Annotated in this window: 16 protein-coding genes and 1 tRNA gene; 12 read left to right on the top strand and 5 right to left on the bottom strand. The window is 50.5% G+C overall.

The genetic code is table 11. The annotated features are described in order from the left end of the window. Positions 1-119 precede the first annotated feature (119 nt). The 9 genes from ACLBVC_RS07870 (at position 120) to ACLBVC_RS07830 (ending at position 9,849) form a co-directional block, all read left to right on the top strand. Positions 120-1,421, top strand: coding sequence for an anaerobic C4-dicarboxylate transporter (locus ACLBVC_RS07870; RefSeq protein ID WP_410149166.1), 1,302 nt, complete (start codon positions 120-122; stop codon positions 1,419-1,421). Between the two features lie 205 nt (positions 1,422-1,626). Continuing rightward, positions 1,627-3,363 (top strand): protein-disulfide reductase DsbD, encoded by a 1,737-nt coding sequence (locus ACLBVC_RS07865; RefSeq protein WP_410149165.1) that lies wholly within the window; start codon positions 1,627-1,629, stop codon positions 3,361-3,363. A 43-nt stretch (positions 3,364-3,406) separates the two neighbouring features. Then, the gene (gene dicD / locus ACLBVC_RS07860) at positions 3,407-3,982 is read left to right on the top strand and encodes a division control transcriptional repressor DicD (RefSeq protein ID WP_410149164.1); all 576 of its coding nucleotides are present in this window, start codon (positions 3,407-3,409) and stop codon (positions 3,980-3,982) included. A 129-nt stretch (positions 3,983-4,111) separates the two neighbouring features. Further along, a tRNA-Phe gene (locus ACLBVC_RS07855) sits at positions 4,112-4,187 on the top strand. Positions 4,188-4,579: 392 nt separating this feature from the next. Then, entirely contained in the window at positions 4,580-5,740 is a 1,161-nt protein-coding gene (locus tag ACLBVC_RS07850) for a mandelate racemase/muconate lactonizing enzyme family protein (protein WP_410149163.1), read from the top strand. Then, the gene (locus ACLBVC_RS07845) at positions 5,733-7,049 is read left to right on the top strand and encodes an MFS transporter (protein ID WP_410149162.1); all 1,317 of its coding nucleotides are present in this window, start codon (positions 5,733-5,735) and stop codon (positions 7,047-7,049) included. The genes ACLBVC_RS07850 and ACLBVC_RS07845 overlap by 8 nt, the downstream gene beginning before the upstream one ends. Before the next feature lie 81 nt (positions 7,050-7,130). After that, entirely contained in the window at positions 7,131-8,156 is a 1,026-nt protein-coding gene (locus tag ACLBVC_RS07840) for a S66 family peptidase (protein ID WP_410149161.1), read from the top strand. A gap of 264 nt (positions 8,157-8,420) precedes the next feature. Next, on the top strand, positions 8,421-9,305 hold the full coding sequence (locus ACLBVC_RS07835; RefSeq protein WP_410149160.1) for a winged helix-turn-helix domain-containing protein: 885 nt from the start codon (positions 8,421-8,423) through the stop codon (positions 9,303-9,305). Positions 9,306-9,483: 178 nt separating this feature from the next. Continuing rightward, positions 9,484-9,849 carry a hypothetical protein gene (locus tag ACLBVC_RS07830; protein ID WP_410149159.1) on the top strand — a complete coding sequence of 122 codons (366 nt, stop codon included), beginning with the start codon at positions 9,484-9,486 and terminating at the stop codon, positions 9,847-9,849. A 23-nt stretch (positions 9,850-9,872) separates the two neighbouring features. Here ACLBVC_RS07830 and ACLBVC_RS07825 read toward each other — a convergent pair whose 3' ends face one another. The 5 genes from ACLBVC_RS07825 to ACLBVC_RS07805 form a co-directional block, all read right to left on the bottom strand. Beyond that, positions 9,873-10,145: a helix-turn-helix domain-containing protein gene (locus ACLBVC_RS07825; protein ID WP_104923563.1), complete on the bottom strand. Its 273-nt coding sequence runs from the start codon at positions 10,143-10,145 to the stop codon at positions 9,873-9,875. 27 nt (positions 10,146-10,172) lie between these two features. Then, positions 10,173-11,111 (bottom strand): fimbrial protein, encoded by a 939-nt coding sequence (locus ACLBVC_RS07820; RefSeq protein WP_410149427.1) that lies wholly within the window; start codon positions 11,109-11,111, stop codon positions 10,173-10,175. An 86-nt stretch (positions 11,112-11,197) separates the two neighbouring features. Next, on the bottom strand, positions 11,198-11,935 hold the full coding sequence (locus ACLBVC_RS07815) for a fimbrial biogenesis chaperone (protein ID WP_410149158.1): 738 nt from the start codon (positions 11,933-11,935) through the stop codon (positions 11,198-11,200). Positions 11,936-11,970: 35 nt separating this feature from the next. Continuing rightward, positions 11,971-14,472 (bottom strand): fimbria/pilus outer membrane usher protein, encoded by a 2,502-nt coding sequence (locus tag ACLBVC_RS07810; RefSeq protein WP_410149157.1) that lies wholly within the window; start codon positions 14,470-14,472, stop codon positions 11,971-11,973. Between the two features lie 95 nt (positions 14,473-14,567). Next, on the bottom strand, positions 14,568-15,149 hold the full coding sequence (locus ACLBVC_RS07805) for a fimbrial protein (RefSeq protein WP_410149156.1): 582 nt from the start codon (positions 15,147-15,149) through the stop codon (positions 14,568-14,570). Between the two features lie 690 nt (positions 15,150-15,839). Between ACLBVC_RS07805 and acs the strand changes: the two genes are divergently transcribed. The 3 genes from acs to actP are packed head-to-tail and all read left to right on the top strand — an operon-like array spanning position 15,840 to position 19,831. Further along, positions 15,840-17,801 (top strand): acetate--CoA ligase, encoded by a 1,962-nt coding sequence (acs, locus tag ACLBVC_RS07800; RefSeq protein WP_410149155.1) that lies wholly within the window; start codon positions 15,840-15,842, stop codon positions 17,799-17,801. 54 nt (positions 17,802-17,855) lie between these two features. Beyond that, a complete protein-coding gene (locus ACLBVC_RS07795; RefSeq protein WP_101078242.1) occupies positions 17,856-18,167 on the top strand; it encodes a DUF485 domain-containing protein in 312 nt (103 codons plus the stop codon). Then, the gene (actP, locus tag ACLBVC_RS07790) at positions 18,164-19,831 is read left to right on the top strand and encodes a cation/acetate symporter ActP (RefSeq protein ID WP_410149154.1); all 1,668 of its coding nucleotides are present in this window, start codon (positions 18,164-18,166) and stop codon (positions 19,829-19,831) included. The genes ACLBVC_RS07795 and actP overlap by 4 nt, the downstream gene beginning before the upstream one ends. Positions 19,832-19,999: the final 168 nt, after the last annotated feature.

Raw genomic sequence — 19,999 nt, 5'->3', positions numbered from 1 at the left:
CCTTTTAAAGGCTCGTTGTTCTTCGGAACAGCGGGCCTTTTTACTGAGCAACAAACAACAATTACATAACAATTATTTTTCAATTCCTTAAGGATTGCTGGATATATGGACGGACAGCCATGTTAATCATCGAACTTATTATTGTACTCGCCGCGATTTTTCTCGGTGCCCGCTTAGGCGGGATCGGCATTGGTTTCGCGGGTGGATTGGGTGTTCTGGTGCTCGCTTTAATCGGCGTGAAACCGGGCTCGATTCCTTTTGACGTTATCTCCATCATCATGGCCGTAATTGCCGCCATCTCGACCATGCAGGTCGCGGGCGGGATGGATTATCTGGTGCAGCAAACCGAGAAACTGCTGCGCCGCAACCCGAAACACATTACCGTTCTGGCGCCGATCGTCACGTATTTCCTCACGATCATGGCCGGTACCGGTAACATTTCACTTTCTGCGCTCCCGGTGATTTCTGAAGTGGCAAAAGAGCAGGGGATCAAACCTTGTCGTCCGCTTTCTACGGCCGTTGTTGCAGCGCAGATCGCCATTACCGCCTCGCCGATTTCCGCCGCCGTGGTCTATATGGCATCGACGATGGAAGGCCACGGCGTCAGTTATTTGCATTTGCTGATGGTGATGATTCCTTCAACGCTGGCCGCCGTGATTGTAATGTCACTGATTATCAGCTGGTGCTTTGACTCGAAACTCTCCAACGATCCGGTTTATCTCAAGCGTTATGAAGAGGGCCTGATTGAGCTGCGTGGCGATAAAAAAGTGGAAATAAAACGTGGCGCGAAGCTTTCCGTTTTACTGTTCCTGTTGGGCGTTTTTTCTGTGGTCGGCTACGCCGTGATTAACAGCCCAAGCCTTGGCTGGGTTGCTCAACCGGTGATGACGACCAACAGCGCGATTCTGATTATCATGCTCAGCGTGGCGACATTAATCACCCTGTTGTGCCGCATCGAAACCGACTCAATTCTGACCTCCAGCACGTTCAAATCTGGCATGAGCGCCTGTATTTGTATCCTCGGCGTTGCCTGGCTCGGAGACACATTTGTACAGGCGAATCTGGGCTGGATTAAGGACACCGCGGGCACCATTATTCAGGCACATCCGTGGCTGCTGGCGGTGATTTTCTTCTTCAGTTCGGCCCTGCTCTATTCACAGGCCGCGACGACCAAAGCCCTGTTGCCAATGGCGCTGGCGCTGAGCGTTTCCCCGCTGACGGCGGTGGGCTCTTTCGCGGCAGTTTCCGGGCTGTTCATTTTGCCAACGTATCCGACGCTGGTGGCCGCCGTGCAGATGGACGATACCGGCACCACCCGAATTGGCCGGTTCGTCTTTAACCATCCGTTCTTTATACCGGGCACGATCGGCGTATTTTTGTCGGTTCTTTTCGGCTTCGCCGTCGGCAGTATTATTCTCTGACAGTTTTTCCGGGGGCTGCGGCCCCCGTCTTCCCTGCGTTCTCCCGCTTCACTCTTTTGTAAAGTACCTGCAAGGCTTTCTGCGCCGCGTTCGCACGGGGTATACTCACATTTCATTAACGCGCTGCGGCATGAAGCCGTCCGCATCTTCTGTCGAATCACCCAGTGGCCGTTCACCTGCCGCGACAAAGAGAACTTTACTCCGCATGGATCACCGCATTCTTAGAATTGTCTTCCTGCTGTGCAGCCTGTTTATGTTGCCTTTGCAGGCACACGCCTCGTTGTTTGATAAACCGGCTGCCCCGCAATTTGTCCCTGTCGATCAGGCTTTCAGCTTTGATTTTCAACAACAAGGCCATGACCTCAAACTGAACTGGCAGATCCGCGACGGTTACTATTTATATCGCAGCAAAATTGAGATTGAACCGAAGAATGCCCGGCTGGCAGCGTATATCCTGCCGAAGGGCCGTGAGCATCACGATGAGTTTTTCGGCGACAGTGAAGTCTTCGAAAACGCACTGCGCCTTACGGTGCCATTACGACAGGCCAGCGCCGATGCGACCGTCCGCGTGACCTATCAGGGATGCGCCGCTGCCGGTTTCTGCTATCCGCCGGAAATCCGCGAAGTGCCGCTCAGTGAAGTTTCTGAGCCGGTTAAAGCCAGCTCAGACATTGCAGAATCCCCCCGTCCACCGATTGAGGCCACACCAGCGAAAATCTCCACGCCGCTGCCGTTTTCGCCACTTTGGGCGTTGCTGATTGGTATCGGCATCGCGTTCACACCGTGCGTGCTGCCGATGTATCCGCTGATTTCCGGCATTATTCTCGGGCGCCAGCGTCCGCACAGCATGAAGCGAATTTTCCTGCTGTCGCTGGTGTACGTACAGGGCATGGCGCTGACGTATACGCTGCTTGGGATGGCGGTCGCCGCTGCGGGCTTGCAGTTTCAGGCCGCATTGCAAAGCCCGTGGGTACTGATCGTTTTATCCGTGATGTTTATCGCGCTGGCATTATCGATGTTTGGGGCTTTTAGCCTGCAGCTTCCGTCCTCCGTTCAGACCCGGCTGGCGTTGTGGAGCAATGAACAAAAAGGCGGTTCGCTGCCGGGCGTCTTTATTATGGGCGCTCTGGCAGGCCTGATTTGTTCCCCCTGCACCACCGCGCCGCTGAGCGCCATCCTCCTGTACATCGCCCAGAGCGGAAACCTGCTGGCCGGTGCCGGCACGCTTTATCTGTACGCTCTGGGGATGGGGATCCCGCTGATTATCGTGACGATGTTCGGGAATAAACTGCTGCCACGCAGCGGCCCATGGATGCATTACGTCAAAGAAGGCTTTGGTTTTGTCATTCTCGCGCTGCCGGTGTTTTTACTTGAGCGTGTGATTGGCGATACCTGGGGATTACGTCTTTGGAGCCTGCTTGGCATCGCGTTCTTCGGCTGGGCGTTACTGCTGAGCCTGAAAAGCCAGCGCGGTATCATGCGTGTGCTGCAACTGATTTTCCTCGCCGCTGCGCTTATCGTCAGCCGTCCGTTGCAGGACTGGGCTTTTGCGCCCGCCAGCAGTCAGTCCACGCCACAGCACGCGCTGAACTTCCAGAAAATTCATAACGTTGATGAACTGAACGCCGCCTTGCAGGGCGCGCAGGGCAAACGCGTCATGCTGGACTTGTACGCAGACTGGTGTGTGGCGTGTAAAGAGTTCGAAAAATATACGTTTTCCGCGCCAGAAGTGCAGAATGAGCTGGCGAACACTTTGTTGCTTCAGGCCGATGTGACGCAAAACTCGGCGGAGCAGAAGGCGTTGTTAGACCGTCTTGAAGTTCTGGGCTTGCCTACGATTTTATTCTTTGGCCCCGACGGCCATGAATTGCCGCAGTCACGGGTCACCGGTTTTATGGATGCCGCTGAGTTCAGTGAGCATTTGCAGAAAGCCCGCCCTTAAACGACACTACATTTTGAAGTACGCGAATTGTGAGGAGGCAAACGTGCTACGTGAACAGGTTCTCGATCAAACCCTTAATCTCTTGGAACAACGTGGCCTTGCAACATTGTCACTGGAAAAAGTCGCTGAACTCGTCGACGTTCCGCTCAATGAACTGCGCCGTTTCTGGCCCGACGCCGAAGCGCTGCTCTACGACAGCCTGCGTTATCATGGTGAGCAAATTGAAATCTGGCGGCGTCAGCTGATGCTGGATGAAACGCTCACTCCGCCGCAGAAATTGCTGGCACGGTATAAAGTGCTCGATGAACAGGTGCGCCAGCAGCGTTATCCGGGATGCCTCTTTATCGCGGCCTGTACGTTTTTCCCTGAGAGCGACGCGCCTATTCATCAACTGGCCGAAAATCAGAAACGGGCGTCCTACGACTACACGCTGTCTTTGCTCCAGGAAATGGGCTCCGATGACGCCGAAATGGTGGCGCAGCAGATGGAACTGATCCTTGAAGGTTGTCTGAGCAAGTTGCTGGTGAAACGTCAGCTCATCGATGTGGAAGTGGCGCGACGTCTGGCAGAAGATGTTTTGAATGTTGCACGCTGCCGTGAACATGGCGCACTTTCCTGACTTTCTCTGACCACAGACAGGGCATTTCGCCATTTTTGAATGAAAAGACAGCAAACGAACGTCTTTTATGTGTTTTAGATGACAAAGCCGTTGACGACACATGCCCAATACGGTTTAATGCGCCCCGTTGCCCGGATAGCTCAGTCGGTAGAGCAAGGGATTGAAAATCCCTGTGTCCTTGGTTCGATTCCGAGTCCGGGCACCATATTTAAAGAAACCAGCTTAACGGCTGGTTTTTTGCTTTCTGAGCGACGGACTCTCCATCGAACTCCGTTCGATTATTCGTCTCATACTGAGACTCACCCCTTCGGGGCCAGCGCAAGCGCTGTTCAAAGCTGCTTCGCAGCATTGTCCGAGTCCGGGCACCATATTTAAAGAAACCAGCTTAACGGCTGGTTTTTTGCTTTCTGCTATCCAAAAAATTCTAATACTCTCCTTTCGTGACTCACTTCTCACCCCTTCATTCATTTGCACAAAATCCCCGTTTAATCCTGTTTAAAAGTTAGGCCAACGTCCGTTAACGGGCATGTTTCCTCGCTTTAGACTGTTTCCTTAGGCTAAAAAATTTACTCAAAGCCCTACAAACAGGATTGTCTGATGCAAATAACCCACATTCAGGTATTGCGCGTTGCTATTCCTTTCAGCAGCGGCAGGGAAAAATCACATGAGAAAAATACTGACGCTTACAACGCGGCGTCACCGACATTAACCCGTATGGAAACGCTGCTGGTCAAAATCACCACGGATACCGGTTTACACGGCTGGGGCGAGGGTTTTGGACATCTTTCTAACCCGATGACGGAAACGGCGCTGAACGGCCTGGTGGGCAGATTTTTCCTCGGTCAAACCTGCCCGCAAAGCCCCGACGAAATTGACTCACTGATGCAACAGGCAGAAATCAATTTCCACGCCTTTGGCCGCACGGGGCCGGTGATGTTTGCGCTCTCAGCGGTGGATATCGCGCTGTGGGATTTGGTGGCAAAGGCCAGAAACCAACCGCTTTGGCAATTGCTCGGGGCGAAGCGTCATAAAATCGGTGTTTATGCCAGTCTGGTGAGTTATGGAAATGACCCGCAACGCGTGGCAGAAAAAGTGCTGAACACATATGACGCCGGATTCCGCGCAATCAAATTGCATGAAACCGAATACACTGCCATTGCCGCCGCGCGGGAAGTGTTGCCGCAGGATGCCGAACTGATGGTCGATGTGAATTGCCCGTGGAGTGTTGAAGATGCCACGGCGCAGGCACAGAAATTACGCCCGCTGGATCTAGGATGGTTGGAAGAACCCGTCTGGCCACCGGATGATCTGGCCGGTCTGGCGAAGGTCCGAACACAAGGCACACGGATTGCCGCTGGCGAAAATGCCGCTGGCGTACAGGGATTTGTCGAGCATTTCGAACACGGTGCGATTGACGTCGCGCAGCCAAGCGTCAGCAAAGTTGGCGGTATCACGGCCATGTTGAAAGTCTTCGCGCTGGCAAAACAATATTCTGTCCGGGTTGTCCCGCACTGCTTCTATTATGGCGCCGGCCTGATGGCGAGCGCGCAACTGGTGGCCTTGCTTGATGAAAGTGTTAGCCTGGAGGTGCCTTTCATTCAGTGGCAGGAACAGCTTTATCCGCAGCTGGACTTCACACCGCGCATGGTTTTACCTGATGCGCCGGGTCTCGGTTTCGAGCCTTCTCCCGCCGTCATTCAGAAATACCTCGTCAGCTCACAAACGCTTTCCCTGACAGCGGAGGCGACTCATGCGTAAATCCAATTACCGCGTCGTTATTGCCCTGCTGCTGTTCTTTGCGGGCATGCTGAATTATCTCGATCGCGCCGCGCTGTCGGTCATGGCACCGCTGATCAAAGGCGATTTGCACATTGACGATGCGCAGATGGGAATTCTGTTCAGCGCCTTCTTCATCGGTTACTGCCTGTTTTGTTTCATCGGGGGCTGGAGCGCTGACAGATTCGGGCCGCGAAAAGTGTTCGGGCTGGCGGCGGCTTTCTGGTCGGTATTCTGCGGCGCTACAGCGCTGGTGACAGGTTTCGGGCATTTGCTGATCGTACGCGTAATGTTTGGTATCGGTGAAGGGCCAATGGGCACCACCACCAACAAGTCCATCTCTAACTGGTTCCCGCGTAAAGAAGTCGGGCGCGCAGTCGGATTTACCAACGCCGGGCAACCGCTGGGCGCTGCAATTGCGGCACCGATTGTCGGGCTGATCGGGTTGCACTTCGGCTGGCGCATTGCCTTTGTGGTAATTGCCGCGCTGGGCTTCGTCTGGCTGGCGGCCTGGATGATTCTTTTCCGCGATAAACCGGAACAGCATCCGCGCGTCTCCGAAGCTGAGAAAACGCTGATTGCCAGCGACCGTCCGGCGACACCGGTCACTTCCGGGATGAAAGAAAAAGATGGGCATACCCTGTGGTATTACGTTTTTTCCAAACCGGTATTAGGCGTGGCCGCCGCGTTTTTCTGCTTCAACTATATTCAGTATTTTTTCCTGTCATGGCTGCCGAGCTACCTCACGGATTTCCAACATCTGGACATCAGGAGCATGAGCATTATCGGCATTCTCCCGTGGCTGGGCGCAACGGCAGGCTTCATTGGCGGCGGCGTTGTGGCGGATATGCTGTACCGCCGGACCGGTAACTTCCTTTTCTCACGCAAAGCTGTCATTTTCACCGGCCTGATTATCGCCGCAGGTTGCGTGCTGATGACCGCTTATACTCGCAATACGGCCGGTGCCGTCGCCCTGATCACCGTCGCCAGTATCTTTGCGTATATGACCCCGCAGGCGTGCTGGTCGCTGTTGCAGGATATCGTGCCGGCGCACCGCATCGGAACAGCGGGGGGATTTGTCCATCTGCTGGCTAATCTGGCCGGGATTTTATCTCCCAGCATTACCGGCTTTTTAATCCAGTACGGCGGCGGTTATCAGTCTGCTTTTATCCTGTCGAGCGGTCTGGCGATCGTCGGTGTGGTCGCAATGGCCATACTCGTACGCCAGGATAAAGTGAATGAACTTTTTGGTAAAAAAAGCCCGTCAGAAGACGTCATTACTGAGCATTAATCCCTTGATTTGTCATGTTCAACCTGCAACTGAGCTGATACATTGCAGGTTGAACATTGAGCAAATTTATAGGATATAGAAATGCCTTCGTCCGGAACTCCGCTTTTCCCGCCAGCATTGAAAACCGGTGACACTATTGGTTTCTTCTCCGCCTCTTCACCGGTTACCGTTACGGCACCAAATCGCTTTGCGCGCGGGAAAAACTTCCTGCGGGAGAAAGGTTTTGTGCTCAAACCGGGATTGCTGACCGGCGAATCAGACCTTTACCGTTCAGGATCTGTTGCCCGGCGGGCTGAAGAATTAAACCAACTGTTTCGTGATCCGCAGGTGCGTTGCGTGATGTCTACCATCGGTGGCAATAACACCAACTCCCTGCTGCCTTATCTCGATTACGATGCCCTGCGCGCTGACCCGAAAATCATTATTGGTTATTCAGATACCACCGCGCTGCTGGCAGGCATTTACGCACAGACCGGACTGATTACTTTTTACGGGCCTGCGCTGGTTGCCTCTTTCGGCGAATTTCCCCCGCTGGTTGATGTGACTTATGCATCTTTTACTGACGTTCTGATGAACCGTCACGACGCGCCGTATGGTTATTCTCTGCCCTCACACTGGACGGACGAAAAGCTTAACTGGAATGATATTGCTCCGGTTCGTGCTAAGCATTTATATGTGAATACCTGCCGTTTTCTGGGCAAAGGACGTATTGAAGGACGCGTCATGGGCGGTAATCTGAATACGCTTTCGGGTATCTGGGGAAGTTCTTATCAGCCTGAAATCCGTCAGGGCGACATTTTGTTTATCGAAGATAGCCTGCTGAATATCGCCACCGTCGAACGTTCGTTCTCCATGCTTAAGCTCAATGGCGTTTTCGACCGCGTCAGTGCGATAGTGCTCGGGAAGCATGAATTATTCGATGACGCCGGAACCGGCAGGCAGCCCGCCGATGTACTCCTGGAAATTCTTAACGGCCAGGATATCCCGTTAGTCGATGGCTTTGACTGCTGCCATACTCACCCGATGCTCACCTTGCCGCTGGGTGTCGATATCGCTGTCGACTTTGACCGGCAGCAGATTCACATTACCGGCCAGTACCTGTCATGATGACCGTATAAATCACGTACTACTAAAATTCCGTACGTGATTTATATCTCTCCGGTTCAAGCCTCCCTTTTTCTTCTCCCCCGTTAAGGCTGTGTATTGCCAGCATGTAAATATTTCTGACAACAATCTGACTTTTAAATAGTACGGTTTATACTGACTGCCCCTTTACGACGGTATATCAGGGTAAAATTCTGATAGGGTAGCACTGTACTAATTATCTGAATGCAAATGTAAGACAGGATATTTTTAACAGGGAGACGAAGGATGCAAATGATTTATCTGATTGAAAATGAAATAGTATTCAATCCAGAGGATAACTCACTTTCTTTGCTGAGCGACGCTGAGAGTAAGGTCGCTGTATCCAATCCTGCGCGGAGAATTTTATTATTGCTGATTGAACAACATGGCATTGTTGTTCATCGTGAAACATTTTTTAAAAAGGTATGGGATGACTACGGACTGACCGCCAGTAATAACAATCTCAATCACTGTATCAGCAAATTACGCAAAGTGATTTCTATGCTGGGTTATTCCGATGAATTCATTGTCACCGTTCCCAAAGTTGGTTTTTTCATCAGGAAAGAGATCGCCATTGCGGTGAATTTTGAGCAAATCGCACCTCCCGCAGAAAATACGCAAGAGTGCAGAAGTGTTATCGAAATCCCGGAAATCATTCTGCCCGCCGCTGAAGAGCAAATTTCTTCAGCGGTTGTAACTGAGCCAGTTAAGCCCGAAACAATGACACTGGATCATCAGGGGTGGGAAACAAAACACTCTGTTTTTATAAGTATTTTAGTCACGACAGTGATCACGGCTTGGGGGATTTTCATCCTTCACCAAAATCTGAGTGACCCGTTGGCGCATTTGCAGATTGCGAGAATAGGCGTCTGCGAACTGTATTCAGCCGCGCCCGTCACTCCTTCACGAAAGGAGGAATTCGCGCGTCTGGCCGAAATATTCCTGCGAAAAAACAATATTTCCTGCAAGCCCGGTGAAATATTCATATTTCAAAGTGAGCGATTTTCTCTCCCGATAAATACGGGTTCTGTGCGCGACTTCATGACGCAATGTAATACCGATGATAATCATAAGATGAACATTTGCATAAGTTATTATACAAATGACAGGACCACGAATGACAAACTATAATAAAAGATTATCTTCCGTAAAGAAGAACCTTATTTTATCCATACCCCCTATTATTGTTTTATTGTTAATTATTTTTTGCGAGATTTTTTTAAGAAGAGATAAAGAGGCATTTCCGGTTAACATCCCTTGCAGGGGAAACATGATCATAGAAGCACAATATGATAATCAAAGAGCCAGAATGGTGACATCGCTGTACTTTAGTTTTCTGAGCAAGAATAAAATTTTGATTTCTCTGAGCGGGACAGGATATTTGTATAACAACGAAAATGTCGTCGTTGAGAAAAAAACGCTGCTGCGCAATATCTATTATGATTATATCCATGAAAGTAAAGCCACGGATACCTACTCGATGACCAGCAGTCAGATCAATATCGACAGCGTGGATGATTTTGACTGGCGTATTTCCTCACTTTTACTGATGAACAGTTTTTTTCTGACGGGCCACACAGATACGCTGGTCTTAAAGAAGTACGGCGATAACGCCCTCCTCATCGAAAACAATCAGTCACCGTTTACGCTGTGCGTCTTCAGTAAGAGTCTGTGAGACCCGGCAGTCACTGCTTTTGTCTATTTATAATACAGATAGAGCTGAAATCCGCAGGCTTGTGCGTAACGAGCCAGCGTACTGAAACTGGCCTGTGCCGGACGCTTTTCCAGGCGGGTGATGGCCGGAGGTGTTATCCCCAGGCGTCGGGCCAGTTCAGTTTTATTTAATCCGGCATCTTCGCGTAAGGTTTGCAACAACGCATGAATTTCTGTCTCAGCAATCAGTTCCGGAGCCTGCGCAGAATATACCGGTTCTTCAAGCGCCTGAGCCCGTAATTTAGCCGTTCTTAGCATGTCGTTCTCCCTCTCTTACAGACACGGTCAGTAGTAGTTAATCTTGACGATCACTGACGCATCAAATTGCCCGAGAGAAAGTGCTCTCCCCGGGATCGCACTCACTTTCGCAGTGAAGTTTTTCGTCACTTCATTCACGTTATTAAGCTCAGCAAAATCATCGTAACGATTGAACGTAATCGCCTGTTCTTTATCGTTATAGAGCATTAGTTTGGCGCCATTCGACAAGTCTATAGCCGTGTTATCGATCAGCGGACTGGCCGTGGAAAACTCGGCTTGCAGGGAGAAATTATCCAGGCATCCCTGCTTAACAGCTTTGATAGCAAACGGCAGAGAAATGCCGGAAGATCGGGACAGAATGGTGCTTTGAATCGGGCCGAAATCCACAATCTGAGATTCCGGATAGACCTTCAAATCTGAGCCACAGGCCAGGAAGCGAATCCCCTGTAAGCCCGAGAGGTTATATTTCAGGTTTTTCGCGCCAGGCGTTTTATTGATGCCCCGGCTGCCATCAAGCTGGAATACCGTGAACTGGTCGGCTCCCTGATAATGACCGCTGGAAGGCGCGTTCCCGCTGACTTTGATATACAGGCGGAAAGTGACATTTACTGTAACGTTCTGGCCTTTTTTGATGGGCGTGCTGTTGGTGCTGAGACGCTGTTCATTCTGTTCGAGATCCTGCCCGTTATAGCTCACACCCAGCAGTAAACCTTCGCCGATCGACTGCGATTTCGGATTGAAGTAGAAGTGCACCACATCAATGATTGAGCCCAGGACGTTATCGCAATACGCGGTGACATTGATGTCATTGGATTCCCAGATTTTGGTGCCCACCGGCACATTCGACGGTATCGCCAGCTGTCCGACGGGGATCGCCGGTTTATCGACGATCCCCGTTCCTTTTTCCACGCAATCGAGCGCCAGCGCGCTGCGGGAAAAACAGAGCAATAAAATAATTAATATCATCCTGCCAGCGGATAACCGGTAAATATCAGGCATAACAATCCCTTATCAAGGAGATAAACAGGTTCTTATACGGGCTTTCGCACAGCTTAGCGTTTGCCTTCTTTTCGGGTGAGCTGACACTGAGGCGTCTGGCACTGGTACTCGTTCACCTGCAAACCCCCGTAGTCGTCCATATATCCCAGGCTGTACCGGTCGCTGACATACTGGCTGCCGGTCAGGGATTCCGTCGCAAACGGAGCCAACATCACACTGTCAAAACCCGGCACGTTGCCCTTGTTATCCTTTCCCAGATAACCGACGGTGATATAGAACGGCGTCGGGTTGGTCAGTTTCAAACCGTCCGAAAGGCGGCTGACCTGAAGCTGTTCCTGCCAGTTTCCTTTCAGCAATTTGCGCAGTTCGGTGGGCCGGAAGAAAAGCTTCACACGGCTCTGAATCGCAACCTGCATCACGTTGGCCATTTCGCTTTTTGGCGGCACTTCACGCACATTGAAATAAAATAACGATTCACGATCTTTCGGCAACGCGGCAGTTTCCGGTAACTGAAGTACGCGGATCTGGCTTTTCTGTCCCGCATCAATTCGCTGCATAGGCGGCAGCGCCACCAGCGGAGATGTAATCTTTTCGCCCTGCGCATTCTCCAGCCAGACCTGCGCCAGATAAGGCAAATCCTTACTCTGGTTCTCCAGCATGACGCTGACCGATTTGTCATTGGCATTAAAAATGATGCGCGTCCGGTCAAGGTTTACTGCCGCAATGACCGGAAAGGCGACGCTGGCCATCATCAGTAACGCCATGCCAGTGTGTAAAATCTGCTTCTTCATCGGACTCTTCCTTTCCTGATTCACTTTGTTAATTTTCAGATGCACGGTAATAACACCTGTCCGCTATTGCTCACGGGCTGCTGAGGTACCTGTATCCGGCATTTCTGATCCTCGCCCCAGCGAACAGTCAACGACTTCTCGCCGGAAACGCCCGCCAGATACGCCAGACCACCATCACCAATCAGGCCGGCTTCAAACCCGGAACTGTTGTCCGTCACCGACGAACCCAATGGCGGATAACTGCCGTCCGCGAGGCGAATGACCGCCATCAGGCGCTCGCCTTTAATCGCGCGAATTTTGCGAAAACCTATTGCTCCTTCAGTCAGGGTTTTGCTGACAACCGAGCTGTAAACTTCTACATCATCAGGCAGATGATTGACGTCAACGCGGATATCAGAAGTCTGATAGCTGGAGACGCCGTTCACGACGGCGATGCCGTAATCATTCGTTACCGATGCGCCTTCGCTGATCGGAATACCCTTCACCCCGGCTGACACCATCATGCGCGGCTCGCTGCCTGAGCTGCTCTGGTGCAAGGCGGCTCCGCCTCCGGTGGCCGTAAATGAGCCGTACCAGTTGGCATTTACCGAGCGGTAATCGTTATTTTTTACGCTGCCGTTCACACCTAACTGACCGTACGGCGACATATGCTGGTAATTAGCACGGAAAACGCCGTCGCCTTTTTGCAGGTCAGGGCTGCTTCCGCCTGCTCCCACGCGCCAGCTGTTGTTCGGATCCTGGCTGTTGTAATAAGACGCGGTTTGGGAAAACCCGCCCTGGGAATCCTGTTGTGCGTCATAGCTGATCTGTTGCCCGGAAGACAATGGCAAACTGAATGACAGAAACATCTGGTTTTCATCGGTATCGCGGTATCTCAGTTTGCTGGCAGACAACGTTCCGGAAATCCCGGTGAACCGCCCGATATCAAATATCTTGCTGACGGAAACGCTGTAGTTATTGCTGGGATTCTCGTTCCAGTACACCTTATGCGTCGCCGAGAGATACAACGTGATCGCCGGCCACGGCAGAAACTGGTTGGCGGTTACCGTATAAGTTTGTTTATCGTCGCGGGAATACCCGTCGCCGTTCACCTTGTCGAGATACTGGTTGAACGACATAAAAGTTTTTTCCGAGAAACGATAACCGGCAAACGTGATCTGACTTCCGGTGGAATCGAAGCGTTTGGAATAGTTGGCGCGATAACTGAAACCCGTTTGTTTACCCGCCACAGGGACTGTTGCGGAAGAACGCGTGACATCGAAAGACACCGCGCCCAGCTTTTGCAAGTTTTGCCCGACGCCGAGCGCCTGAGCCTGATAGTTCCCGGTGGTGGCAATCAGCCCGCCATAAACTGAGAAATCATTGAGCGCCCCCCACGACATTTCTCCGCTGTAAAAACCCGGCTGCAAAACGTGATTGCTGCTGCCGGTAGTCGGTTTACCCATCGCCGTCTTGAAGCGCACCTGACCTTTGCGGGTCAGAAACGGGATCGTCGCCGTGGTCACCTGATAAGTGGTTACACTGCCGTTTTCTTCTTCAATTTTAACGTCCAGCGCGCCTTGCACGGCTTCTGTCAGATCCTGAACGACAAACGGCCCGGGAGATACGTTGGTCTGATAAATCACCCGACCGTTCTGGCTGATACTGACTTTGGCGTTGGTTTTGGCTATACCCGTTACCTGAGGCGCATAACCACGCAGTGAAGGCGGCAGCATCCTCTGATCGCTGTTGACGGACACGCCGACAAAGCGAAAAGAATCAAAAATGTCTGAGCTGAAATAGGTCTGACCGCCGGTCAGACGTGCGCCGATGGAGGGTAACGCACGAAACAGATAGGTTTGTGTCCAGGTGAATTTGTCGTTCACAGGCGATCCTGACGTACGGGCGGCGGAATACTGGTAATCCGCACGGGCACGCCACGCCCCCAGATTAAATCCGGTGGTACCGTAACTGCTAAAACTGGTCGAGCTGTCACCGTGCTGTGGCATGTATTGACTACCCAGCAGGTTGTAATCGAGCAATGCGCCATTTACGCCATTATCCCACTGGGAAGGCGGCACCCAGTTTTCATCGTGAAACGTCAGCCACGCCTGCGGGATACTGATATTCAGCGTCTGTTTTTCCTGATCGTAACGCGCGGTGATTTCTTTCTGGCGGTCAAGAGAAGTGCATTCGCCATGATGCCAGAGCGTCAGTTTTTCCTGCGCGGCTTTAGTCAGATCGAATTTATCCACCAGTGAAGGCGGCACGCACAGACGGCTGTTTTTATTATCTTCAGTGGAAATATATTTAATCAGGCTCTGATCGCCCAGCGTGCGGCCATTGAGTACGACATCCAGCAGATATTCACCAGGCGCGATATAATTCGCCACCTGAAAACGTGAAAGGTCTACATTATTGCGATCGGCAGAATCAATAAAGTTAACGTTAAATTCCACCGCCAGACTTTTGAATGAAATAAGGCATCCCGACAAGAAAATAATAACCCCTGTTGTTATTCTCATCCTTGTCGATGTTCTGTCCATCGCAAACAACATAATAAAATCACTTATTTATTTTTATAGATCCAGCACGGAACCCCGATGCACCCGGAAAATAAAGGGGAGATAACTCCCCTAAATAACAGCAATATTTATTTGTAGTTCAGGGCGTAAGTCGCCTGAGAAACGATAGTCCCTGTGGACACTGGCTGGGTGTTGGCTTCAACGCGCGCAGCAAATACCAGCTCGTTATTACCTGTTACCAGATTAATGTCTTTTGATGTATCGCCAACTTTCAACAAATCACCGTTAGCATCGATGAGACGGATGCCGGCACCTTTCGCGCTGCCAGTATTCGCCAGCAATTCAGCAGCGCTGCTGTCAGGCGTACCTGCGAAGGATACGGCAACTTTAGACATCGCCGGATATGCAATGGTGCCTGCAGTTTGCGCGGTCAAATCACAATCTTGCAAATGGATGGTGTAGTTAACGTTTTGAGAATATTTATTGCCGCTTGCCAGCACCTTATTCGCCACCTGACCCATATCGACATTAATGTCTTCATCGCCTGCGGCAATAGAGCAAGGCGCATTAATAACGGTACCGGTGAAATGAATACGGCCGGAACCCTGGTCAGCGCCGGTCGGAGGTGTTGTGACGTCATCAGCAAAAGCTGAAGCAGAAATTAAAGTGGATAAAGCAATAATCAGTGTCTTGTTTTTAGCGTTAAACATAGTAAGTCCTTGAGATTTAACGGTAGCTAATAAGTGATAAATACGCTCACAGGCGGTATTTTTCGCTGTACCGAAGAGAGCACCCCTCTCTTGCCAGATCAATATACTGATATTTTTAATTTAACGTTATAATAATTTGATAATTGCAAATATTAAGAACTTTAATCTCAGATTAATCTTTAAACATCACCTTTATGAAAGGAAATTAACTTAAAAGTTAAAATAATTAACATTAAATGTTCCAGCCTGAATAGAAATCATTCTTATTAAGTTGAATAATTAAGCTTTAGTTAACCAATATTTTACTTTTAGAGTGATCAAAATTTACGTTTTCAGGGTTATTGATACATTTTCTCCAACAGCAGTGAGAAAACTCTGCATTCAGATCAAAAGACCAGCCTCGAACAGAGCATCCAGATCTCTTCTCAGATCATTTTCAGTGGAACATTCTTATCAAACCGTCATGTGTGCATTGAGAAAGAACAGTTTCCGTTAACTTTTTTAGCTCATGGACCGGTTACTGCTGAAGGTGCCCTGACTTTTGTGGCCTGTCCCGCACCGCTGTTGCAGATATCTTGCTGTTTTTTCTCCGCTTGCGTGATCTGCCCCCCAGAAAGCAAACAAAGCCCTAACGCAAACTACACTTAACTTTTGATTGACATATATTTAACAAAATAAAGGAGAAAAACCATGAGCCAAATTCATAAGCATTCTATTCCTGCCTCTGTGGCAGAACGCGCCCTGATCACACCTGAAAAATATCAGCAGTATTATCAGCAGTCTGTTGAAGACCCCGATGCCTTTTGGGGAGAACAGGCGAAAGTACTCGACTGGATCAAACCGTTTACCAAGGTGAAAAACACCTCATTTGCACCGGGGAATATTGATATTCGCTGGTTTGAGGATGGCACGCTCAATCTGGCCGCTAACTGTCTCGACCGGCATTTAGTAGAAAAAGGCGATCAGACAGCACTTATTTGGGAAGGCGATGATCCGAACGCCGAAAATAAGCACGTCACGTATAAACAGCTTCACCATGATGTCTGCCAGTTCGCTAACGTATTAAAAGGACTTGGCGTCAAAAAAGGCGATGTTGTCGCCATCTATATGCCTATGGTGCCTGAAGCCGCCGTAGCAATGCTTGCCTGTGCCCGTATCGGCGCAGTACATTCCGTCATTTTTGCCGGTTTCTCACCGGAAGCCGTTTCCGGCCGCATCATTGATTCCAATGCCAAAGTCGTGATCACCGCCGATGAAGGCTTGCGCGCAGGTCGCACCATCCCACTTAAACAGAATGTGGACGATGCCCTGAAAAATCCGGCAGTCACCAGCGTCACGCACTCAATTATTTTCAAGCGCACCGGGAAACAGGGTGAATGGAAAGAAGGCCGCGATATCTGGTGGCATGACGCAATAAAAGATGTACCGGCGGATTGTCCGGCTGAAGAAATGAAAGCGGAAGATCCGCTGTTTATCCTCTATACCTCCGGTTCCACCGGCAAACCTAAAGGTGTTTTGCATACCACCGGCGGATATCTGGTTTATGCCGCGCTGACTTTTAAATACACCTTTGATTACCACGACGGTGATATCTACTGGTGTACAGCCGACGTGGGTTGGGTCACTGGCCACAGTTACCTGCTTTACGGCCCGCTGACTTGCGGTGCAATCAGCCTGATGTTTGAAGGTGTGCCGAATTATCCGACGCCAGCACGTATGGCGCAGGTCATTGATAAGCACAAAGTAAACATTCTTTATACTGCGCCTACAGCTATCCGTGCATTGATGGCGGAAGGGGATAAAGCGGTCGAAGGAACCAGCCGCACTTCGCTGCGGATCATGGGTTCAGTGGGTGAACCGATTAACCCGGAAGCCTGGGAGTGGTACTACAAAGCGATTGGTAACAGCCAGTGCCCGATTGTCGATACCTGGTGGCAGACCGAAACCGGCGGTTTTATGATCACACCGTTGCCGGGTGCAACAGAGCTGAAAGCCGGCTCTGCAACACGCCCCTTCTTCGGCGTGCAACCCGCACTGGTTGATAATGAAGGTATCCCGCAGGAAGGCGCATGTGAGGGCAATCTGGTCATCACCGATTCCTGGCCGGGACAGGCGCGTACATTGTTTGGCGACCACGATCGCTTTGAGCAAACCTATTTCTCCACCTTCAAAAACATGTATTTCAGCGGTGATGGTGCGCGTCGTGACGAAGATGGCTATTACTGGATCACGGGCCGCGTGGATGACGTCCTGAATATCTCCGGCCACCGCCTGGGAACTGCAGAAATTGAATCCGCACTGGTATCACATCCAAAAATTGCAGAAGCTGCCGTTGTCGGGATTCCGCATAACATCAAAGGTCAGGCTATTTATGCCTACATCACTCTGAATCATGGCGAGGAACCTTCACCGGAGCTCTATACGGAAGTACGTAACTGGGTGCGTAAAGAGATAGGGTCCATCGCTACACCGGACGTTCTTCACTGGACTGATTCATTACCTAAAACCCGTTCCGGCAAAATTATGCGTCGTATTCTGCGCAAAATTGCTGCCGGTGACACCAGTAATCTGGGAGATACCTCAACGCTTGCGGATCCGGGCGTAGTTGAAAAATTGTTGGAAGAAAAACAATCAATGAAAGTGCCGTCATAATTTTCACCGCCCTGGCGCGGTGAACTCTATCAATGCCTCACAGGAGTCACTGAGATGAATGATCTCATTTATCAGAGAGTTGTAAGTAATCCGCGCTTCAGGGAACTGGTGCAAAAACGCAGCCGTTTTGCCTGGCTTCTGTCGGGCATTACGCTGGTGCTTTATGTGGCGTTCATATTGCTGATTGCGTTCGATCCGCAGTGGCTGGGGACGCCATTGTATGAAGGTGCCACAATCACGCGAGGTATTCCGGTTGGCGTCGGGCTGATCGTGATTTCTTTCATCCTCACGGGGATCTATGTCATTCGTGCCAACAGCGAGTTTGACCAGCTGACGGCTGATATTATCCGTGAGGTTAAGCCATGATCGCACGCCGTAGCTCCCTCCTTTTCCTGATGTTATCTCTGGCTTTGCCTATCAGCGCTTTTGCAGCAGAAGGAATTGCAGGCGAGGTAAAACGCCAGCCTCTTAATATTGAAGCGATAGTGATGTTCGTTTTGTTTGTGGGTGCGACGCTTTATATCACCTACTGGGCCGCTAAACGGACGCGTTCCCGTCAGGATTATTACACGGCTGGCGGCCGAATTACCGGTCTGCAAAATGGGATGGCGATTGCCGGTGATTTCATGTCAGCCGCTTCTTTCCTTGGGATCTCCGCGCTGGTTTATACCTCCGGTTATGATGGTCTGATCTATTCCATCGGCTTCCTTATCGGCTGGCCAATCATCCTTTTCCTGATTGCTGAACGTTTGCGTAATTTGGGTAAATACACCTTCGCCGACGTCGCTTCATATCGGCTGAAGCAAAAGCCAATTCGCCTGCTCTCAGCCTGTGGTTCACTGGTGGTGGTTGCACTGTATCTGATTGCACAGATGGTGGGTGCCGGTAAGCTTATCCAGCTACTGTTCGGCCTGAACTATCACGTCGCAGTCATCCTGGTTGGGATCCTGATGGTGCTCTACGTGTTGTTCGGCGGCATGCTGGCAACAACCTGGGTACAAATCATTAAGGCAATCCTGCTACTGGCAGGCGCCACGTTTATGGCCGTTATGGTCATGAAATCTGTTGGTTTTAACTTCAATACCCTCTTTACACAGGCCGTGGCAGTACATTCAAAAGGTATCGCGATCATGAGCCCGGGAGGGCTGGTTTCCGACCCAATATCGGCGTTATCACTAGGCCTTGCCCTGATGTTTGGGACCGCAGGCTTGCCGCACATTCTCATGCGTTTCTTCACCGTTAATGATGCTAAGGAAGCTCGTAAAAGCGTATTTTACGCAACCGGCTTCATTGGTTACTTCTATATCCTGACGTTCATTATTGGTTTTGGCGCTATCGTGTTGGTCAGTTCAAACCCTGCATTCAAAGATGCCAGCGGCGTATTGCTCGGCGGCAATAATATGGCAGCGGTACATCTGGCCGATGCGGTTGGCGGAAGCTTCTTCCTCGGTTTCATCTCGGCAGTGGCATTCGCGACAATACTGGCCGTCGTAGCAGGATTAACACTGGCTGGTGCATCAGCAGTCTCTCATGACCTGTATGCCAGCGTCATTAAAGATGGTAAGGCAACGGAACGCGATGAGCTGAGGGTCTCAAAGATTACTGTTATCGTGCTCGGTATCGTGGCGATCGCTTTGGGTATTTTGTTTGAAAAACAGAATATTGCGTTCATGGTGGGCCTGGCATTCTCCATCGCAGCAAGCTGTAATTTCCCGATTATTCTTCTGTCGATGTATTGGGCTAAATTGACGACTCGCGGCGCGATGATAGGTGGATGGCTGGGGTTACTGACGGCCGTGATACTCATGATCCTTGGCCCAACGATTTGGGTGCAGATTTTAGGACACGCGAAGCCAATTTACCCTTACGAATATCCGGCTCTCTTCTCAATGATCGTTGCCTTTGCAGGAACCTGGTTCTTCTCAATTACCGACAATTCTGTTGAAGGACAAAAAGAGAGAGAGCGTTTCTATTCTCAGTTTGTTCGTTCTCAAACAGGCATTGGGATATCGCAGAGTTCTAATCACTGAGTCTTTATGCAGACAAAAGTTAAAAAGGCCATCTGTGAGGATGGCCTTTTCTATTAATGGCTGAAAAATCTGAGCAATTGGTGGGTTTCTTGACCGATTCCACGTCTCAAATTCCTCAAAGCAAAAAGCCCTGTACGTCAGTACAGGGCTTTCCACTTATTTGATGCC

The sequence above is a fragment of the Rahnella selenatireducens genome (genome assembly GCF_046449555.1).
Taxonomy (GTDB): domain Bacteria; phylum Pseudomonadota; class Gammaproteobacteria; order Enterobacterales; family Enterobacteriaceae; genus Rahnella; species Rahnella selenatireducens.
The sequence above is the reverse complement of the archived record's forward strand: the minus strand, read 5'-3'. Positions and strand labels throughout refer to the sequence as shown.

Excerpts from the sequence above, each read along its gene's own strand:
- ACLBVC_RS07870 (WP_410149166.1), top strand. The coding sequence starts at position 120 with ATGTTAATCATCGAACTTATTATTGTACTCGCCGCGATTTTTCTCGGT.
- ACLBVC_RS07865 (WP_410149165.1), top strand. The coding sequence starts at position 1,627 with ATGGATCACCGCATTCTTAGAATTGTCTTCCTGCTGTGCAGCCTGTTT.
- ACLBVC_RS07850 (WP_410149163.1), top strand. The coding sequence starts at position 4,580 with ATGCAAATAACCCACATTCAGGTATTGCGCGTTGCTATTCCTTTCAGC.
- ACLBVC_RS07845 (WP_410149162.1), top strand. The coding sequence starts at position 5,733 with ATGCGTAAATCCAATTACCGCGTCGTTATTGCCCTGCTGCTGTTCTTT.
- ACLBVC_RS07840 (WP_410149161.1), top strand. The coding sequence starts at position 7,131 with ATGCCTTCGTCCGGAACTCCGCTTTTCCCGCCAGCATTGAAAACCGGT.
- ACLBVC_RS07835 (WP_410149160.1), top strand. The coding sequence starts at position 8,421 with ATGCAAATGATTTATCTGATTGAAAATGAAATAGTATTCAATCCAGAG.
- ACLBVC_RS07830 (WP_410149159.1), top strand. The coding sequence starts at position 9,484 with ATGGTGACATCGCTGTACTTTAGTTTTCTGAGCAAGAATAAAATTTTG.
- ACLBVC_RS07825 (WP_104923563.1), bottom strand. The coding sequence starts at position 10,145 with ATGCTAAGAACGGCTAAATTACGGGCTCAGGCGCTTGAAGAACCGGTA.
- ACLBVC_RS07820 (WP_410149427.1), bottom strand. The coding sequence starts at position 11,111 with ATGATATTAATTATTTTATTGCTCTGTTTTTCCCGCAGCGCGCTGGCG.
- ACLBVC_RS07815 (WP_410149158.1), bottom strand. The coding sequence starts at position 11,935 with ATGAAGAAGCAGATTTTACACACTGGCATGGCGTTACTGATGATGGCC.
- ACLBVC_RS07810 (WP_410149157.1), bottom strand. The coding sequence starts at position 14,472 with ATGTTGTTTGCGATGGACAGAACATCGACAAGGATGAGAATAACAACA.
- ACLBVC_RS07805 (WP_410149156.1), bottom strand. The coding sequence starts at position 15,149 with ATGTTTAACGCTAAAAACAAGACACTGATTATTGCTTTATCCACTTTA.
- acs (WP_410149155.1), top strand. The coding sequence starts at position 15,840 with ATGAGCCAAATTCATAAGCATTCTATTCCTGCCTCTGTGGCAGAACGC.
- ACLBVC_RS07795 (WP_101078242.1), top strand. The coding sequence starts at position 17,856 with ATGAATGATCTCATTTATCAGAGAGTTGTAAGTAATCCGCGCTTCAGG.
- actP (WP_410149154.1), top strand. The coding sequence starts at position 18,164 with ATGATCGCACGCCGTAGCTCCCTCCTTTTCCTGATGTTATCTCTGGCT.